Below are 5,373 nucleotides of genomic sequence, written 5' to 3'. Positions count from 1 at the left end.
CCCCCCGCACCGAACGCGTCAGCACCACCCGCGACGGCTCCCAGGCCGACGGGCCCTCGCGGAACGCCGCGCTCAGCGCCGACGGGCGGTACGCCGGGTTCACCTCGACGGCCGCCACCTTCGGCTGCGCCCCCTTCTTCGACTGCCTGCGCGTGAAGGACCTCACCACCGGCGAGGTCACCGAGGTCGGCACCGGCGACGGCGCCACGTACGACGCGCCCCTGCTCAGCGCGGACGGCGGCCGGATCGCGTACACGGCGACGAAGCGGTTCGCGGCGCCCTATCTGTACGACCGGGCGACCGGCACCTCCCAGCGGCTCTGGCCCGAGAACCCGCCCGGATCCAATGAGTTGGGAGCCGTCGCGTCGATCAGCCCGGACGGCACCCACGTCGCCTACACGCTCGGCAACCGCCATGGCGATCAGAACTCCCGCCTCCTGTACGTGCGCTCCACCGCGACCGGCACCGACGAGCTGATCTCGCCGCCCGAGGAGGGCCGCAAGGACGCGGCCTCGGTCAGCGGCGACGGCGGGCGTGTCGCGTATCAGATCGGCGCCGGCGACACGTCGCAGATCCTCGTCAAGGATCGGACCACCGGCACCACGACCTGCGTCGCCACCGGCCTCGGCGCGGCCGAACTGGTGCGGATCACCGCGAACGGCCACCGCGTCCTCCTCAACGCGCAAGGCGGCCTGTACGTCCACGACCTGCGGACCGGCACGACAGAGCGCGTCGCGGACGCCCCCGCCGACTCGGCGACGGACAACGGACGTTACGCCCTGATCGCCGAGCCGAAAGGACCGCAGATCCTGGACCTGAAGACGGGGGAGCGCACCGAGGCCGGCCCCGCCGACGCCAGCGCGGGGCGCGGCACCCTGGCCCGCAACGGCCGGACCGTGGCGTTCACTTCGGAGGCCACCGACCTCGTGCCCGGCGACACGAACGGCACCGCCGACGTCTTCGTACGCCACCGACGGTGAACGCCCGCCGTCCTGAACCCATCCCGCACCACACACGACCCATCCCGCACCACACACGCTGCACCGCTACGGGGGGACCCACCATGAAGCAACGCGACAGAGCAGTCACCGGCCTGTGCCTCGCCGCCCTGCTGGCCACCCTGGGAGCGCTCCCGGCCCAGGCGGAGCCCGAGCCGCAGCCGCCCGCCACCGAGCGGATCAGCACGACGAACGACGGCGCGCAGCTGGACCGGCCGTCCTACGACCCGGCGATGGGCGAGGGCCGCGTCACCGGGTTCACCTCCGAAGGGAGAGCGGACGACGGCGACACGGACGACATCGCGGACGTGTTCATCCACAACCGCCTCGGCGAGAACGCGGAGGTCAGCTACCACGGCGACGGACCGTCGTACGACTCCGGACCCTGCCTCAGCGGGCGCATGTTCGGTTTCATCTCCGAGTCCACGAAGCTCGCCACCCCGCCCCGGCCCGACCACCGCCCGCTCGCCTACATCCGCAACCGCTCGGTCGGCAAGATCACCGGCCTGCACAGCTACCAGGGCGTTCCCTACACGTCGATGTCCGAGCCAAGGGTCGACCCCAGCTGCCAGTGGATCGCCTTCACGGCCACGCTGCCCGCCACCGCCGCCGAGCCGGACCCGCAGCCCCGTGTCTACCGCTTCAAGTTCAACGGCGGCGGCACGGACCTGGTCAGCGAGGCCTCCCCGCAGGCGGCCCGGCACCCGTCGATCAGCTACAACGGGCAGTACGTCGCCTACGAACAGGGCGGCGACGTCTACGTCCGCGACCTGGACACCGGCGCCCGCGAGAAGATCTCCGTGGCCCGGGACGGCGGCCCGGCCGACGGTGTTTCGTCAGCGCCCTCGCTGAGCGGGGACGGCCGCCGCGTCGCCTTCGAGTCCCGCGCCTCCAACCTCGTCCCCAGCGACAGGAACCGCGCCGCGAACGTCTTCGTACGCGACCTCGACACCGGCACGACGACCCTGGTCCAGGGCCCGCGCAAGAAGGACGCCACGACACAGGCCTCGCTCGCCGTCAACGGCACCCACCTCGCGTACGTCGCCTCCCGGACCACGGGCAAGGGCCAGGCACCCGCCGTCCACCTGCGCGAACTCGCCACCGGAAAGACACGCCTCATCAGCGTCGACCTCCAGGGCGGCCCCAACGACCTCGCGGCCGGAAACCCGTCGGTGAACGAGGACGGCACCGTCGTGGCCTTCGACTCCGCCTCACCCGATCTGGTGACAGGGGACACCAACGGCGTCTCGGACGTCTTCCTCCGTACGGTCGACTGACAGCAGGCCCCGGCCAGGCAGCAGCACCAGGCAGCAGCACCACAGTCATCGCCCGCATCGTGAGACAGTGCCACGCGGCGCGGGCGAGCTGTGGCAGGCTGCTTCCGTGCTCTCGTTCGCCATGATTATTGGCAGCAGGCGCGCCGGTCCGCAGTGACCGTCTCGTACCACCAAGTACGGGCGGACACCGTCGTCCTCGACCCGCGCGCAGACCTCTCGCACCCGCGAGGGGTTTTTTCGTTTCCCGGCCCAACTGCAGCCGGACGCGGAGCGCACGGGATCATCGTGGGCGGTGGAGCCGGTCCTTCCGGTAGACCGAGATCCGACACAGGAGCCAGATCAGCATGACGGAAACCAGCACGCCCGACGATTCCTTCCATGTCTTCGACACGACGCTGCGCGACGGCGCGCAGCGCGAAGGCATCAACCTCACCGTCGCGGACAAGCTGACCATCGCCCGGCACCTGGACGACTTCGGCGTGGGGTTCATCGAGGGCGGCTGGCCCGGCGCCAACCCGCGCGACACCGAGTTCTTCGCGCGGGCCCAGCAGGAGATCACCTTCCGGCACGCCCAGCTCGTCGCGTTCGGCGCCACCCGCCGCGCGGGCGCCAAGGCCGCCGACGACCCGCAGGTCAACGCCCTCCTGGAGTCCGGCGCCCCCGTCATCACGCTCGTCGCCAAGTCCCACGACCGGCACGTCGAGCTGGCCCTGCGCACCACCTTGGAGGAGAACCTGGAGATGGTGCGGGACACCGTCTCCTACCTCCGATCGCAAGGGCGTCGCGTCTTCGTCGACTGCGAGCACTTCTTCGACGGCTACCGCGCCAACCCCGAGTACGCGAAGTCCGTCGTGCGGGCCGCCGCCGAGGCGGGCGCCGACGTCGTCGTCCTGTGCGACACCAACGGCGGCATGCTGCCCGCGCAGATCCAGGCCGTCGTCGCCACCGTCGCCGCCGACACCGGCGCCCGGCTCGGCATCCACGCCCAGGACGACACCGGCTGCGCGGTCGCCAACACCCTGGCCGCCGTCGACGCGGGCGCCACGCACGTGCAGTGCACGGCCAACGGCTACGGAGAGCGGGTCGGCAACGCCAACCTCTTCCCGGTCGTCGGCGCCCTGGAACTCAAGTACGGCAAGCGGGTCCTGCCCGAGGGCGCGCTGCGCGAGATGACCCGCGTCTCGCACGCCATCGCCGAGGTCGTCAACCTCACGCCCGCCACGCACCAGCCGTACGTGGGCGTCTCCGCCTTCGCGCACAAGGCCGGACTGCACGCCTCCGCGATCAAGGTCGACCCGGACCTGTACCAGCACATCGACCCGGACCTCGTCGGCAACCGCATCCGCATGCTCGTCTCCGACATGGCCGGCCGCGCCTCCATCGAGCTGAAGGGCAAGGAACTCGGCGTCGACCTCGGCGACGACCGCGCCCTGGTCGGCCGGGTCGTGGAGCGGGTCAAGGAGCGCGAACTCCAGGGCTATACGTACGAGGCCGCCGACGCCTCCTTCGAGCTGCTGCTGCGCGAGGAGGCCGAGGGCAGGGCGCGCAGGTACTTCCGCGTCGAGTCGTGGCGGGCCATCGTCGAGGACCGCCCCGACGGCACGCACGCCAACGAGGCGACCGTGAAGCTGTGGGCCAAGGGCGAGCGCCACGTCGCCACGGCGGAGGGAAACGGCCCGGTCAACGCGCTCGACCGGGCGCTGCGCGTCGGCCTCGAACGCATCTACCCCCAGCTCGCCAAGTTGGAGCTCGTCGACTACAAGGTCCGCATCCTGGAGGGCAAGCACGGCACGTCCTCCACCACGCGCGTTTTGATCTCCACGTCCGACGGCACCGGTGAGTGGTCGACCGTCGGCGTCGCCGAGAACGTCATCGCCGCCTCGTGGGGCGCGCTGCAGGACGCGTACACCTACGGGCTGCTGCGAGCCGGGGTCGAACCCGTCGAGTAACCCCTTCCCGAGCCCTTGGGTTACGTTCGAAGTATGAGGAATCGGGCGAAGCGGTTCACGGTAGGGCTTTCCGGTCTGCTGCTCGCCCTGGGTGCCACGTCCTTCACGGCGGCGCCCGGGGCCCTGGCGGCCGACACCTCAGAGGTGGCCGCCGCCTGGGAGAAGGACCCGGTGTACGTCGATCCCGCGGCGGCGGACCAGCTGTCCGACTCCCAGGCCGACGCCCTCGCCCAGAAGATCGAGGACGCGGACAAGCCGGTGTTCGTCGCCGTCCTGCCGCAGGACTTCCCGCGGCAGGACCTCTTCCAGAGACTGCGGACCGAGACGGGCGTGACGGGTGTGTACGCGGTCCGCCTCGGCGACGACTTCGACGCGAAGGCCGACCGCTCGGTGCTGCCGGGCAACGCCGTCAACAACCTCGTCTCCCTCGTACGCGGCGAGGACACCGCCACCCAGCTCGACGACTTCGTCGACGAGGCCCTGGCGCAGGCCGCCGGTAAGGCCCCGCGGTCGTGGAGCGGCGGGCCCACCGGTGACGGCGTCTCGGTCGGCACGCTCGCCGGCGTCGGCGTGGTGATCGTGGCGGGCGGCGTGGGTGCGTACGCCGTGATCCGCCGCAAGAAGCGGCGCCACGAGGAGTCGCAGCACGAGGCGCTGCGCAAGCTCTCCGTCGTCGTCGACGAGGACATCACCGCGTTCGGCGAGGAGCTGGACCGGCTCGACTTCCACCCGGCCGAGCCGGGCGCCGACGACGCGATGCGCGCCGACTACGAGCGCGCGCTCGACGCCTATGAGAAGGCCAAGTCGGCGATGGCGGCCGCGACGCGCCCCGAGGACGTGCGGGGCGTGACCCAGGCCCTGGAGGACGGGCGCTTCTCGCTGGCGCTGCTCGCCGCGCGGCGCGAGGGGCGGCCGCTGCCGGAGCGGCGGGCCCCCTGCTTCTTCGACCCCCGGCACGGGCCCTCGGTCGAGGACGTCATGTGGGCGCCCGCGGGCGGCCCCGAGCGCGCGGTCCCGGTCTGCGCGGCGGACGCGGCCCGGCTGGCGGACGGCCAGGACCCGATGGCCAGGACCGTGGCCACGGAGTACGGGGAGCGGCGGCCCTACTGGGAGGCGGGGCCCGCGTACGGGCCGTGGGCGGGCGGGTAC

General features: G+C 72.0%; 4 protein-coding genes. All 4 read left to right on the top strand.

The genetic code is table 11. From position 1 onward, the window contains the following. On the top strand, positions 1–980 hold a 980-nt coding region (locus GKQ77_RS26880; RefSeq protein ID WP_372459992.1), incomplete at its 5' end, for a TolB family protein. A gap of 83 nt (positions 981–1,063) precedes the next feature. Then, positions 1,064–2,275: a TolB family protein gene (locus GKQ77_RS26875; protein WP_219691521.1), complete on the top strand. Its 1,212-nt coding sequence runs from the start codon at positions 1,064–1,066 to the stop codon at positions 2,273–2,275. Between the two features lie 344 nt (positions 2,276–2,619). Continuing rightward, entirely contained in the window at positions 2,620–4,224 is a 1,605-nt protein-coding gene (cimA, locus tag GKQ77_RS26870; protein WP_219691520.1) for a citramalate synthase, read from the top strand. 33 nt (positions 4,225–4,257) lie between these two features. Further along, positions 4,258–5,373: hypothetical protein (locus GKQ77_RS26865; protein WP_219691519.1), on the top strand; the 1,116-nt coding region annotated here is incomplete at its 3' end.

The organism is Streptomyces anatolicus (assembly GCF_019400875.1).
GTDB classification, from domain to species: domain Bacteria; phylum Actinomycetota; class Actinomycetes; order Streptomycetales; family Streptomycetaceae; genus Streptomyces; species Streptomyces anatolicus.
Note: the sequence above shows the minus strand (reverse complement) of the source record. Positions and strands in the feature narration are given on the sequence as shown.

Coding starts and splice junctions, on each gene's coding strand:
- GKQ77_RS26875 (WP_219691521.1), top strand. CDS start 1,064: ATGAAGCAACGCGACAGAGCAGTCACCGGCCTGTGCCTCGCCGCCCTG.
- cimA (WP_219691520.1), top strand. CDS start 2,620: ATGACGGAAACCAGCACGCCCGACGATTCCTTCCATGTCTTCGACACG.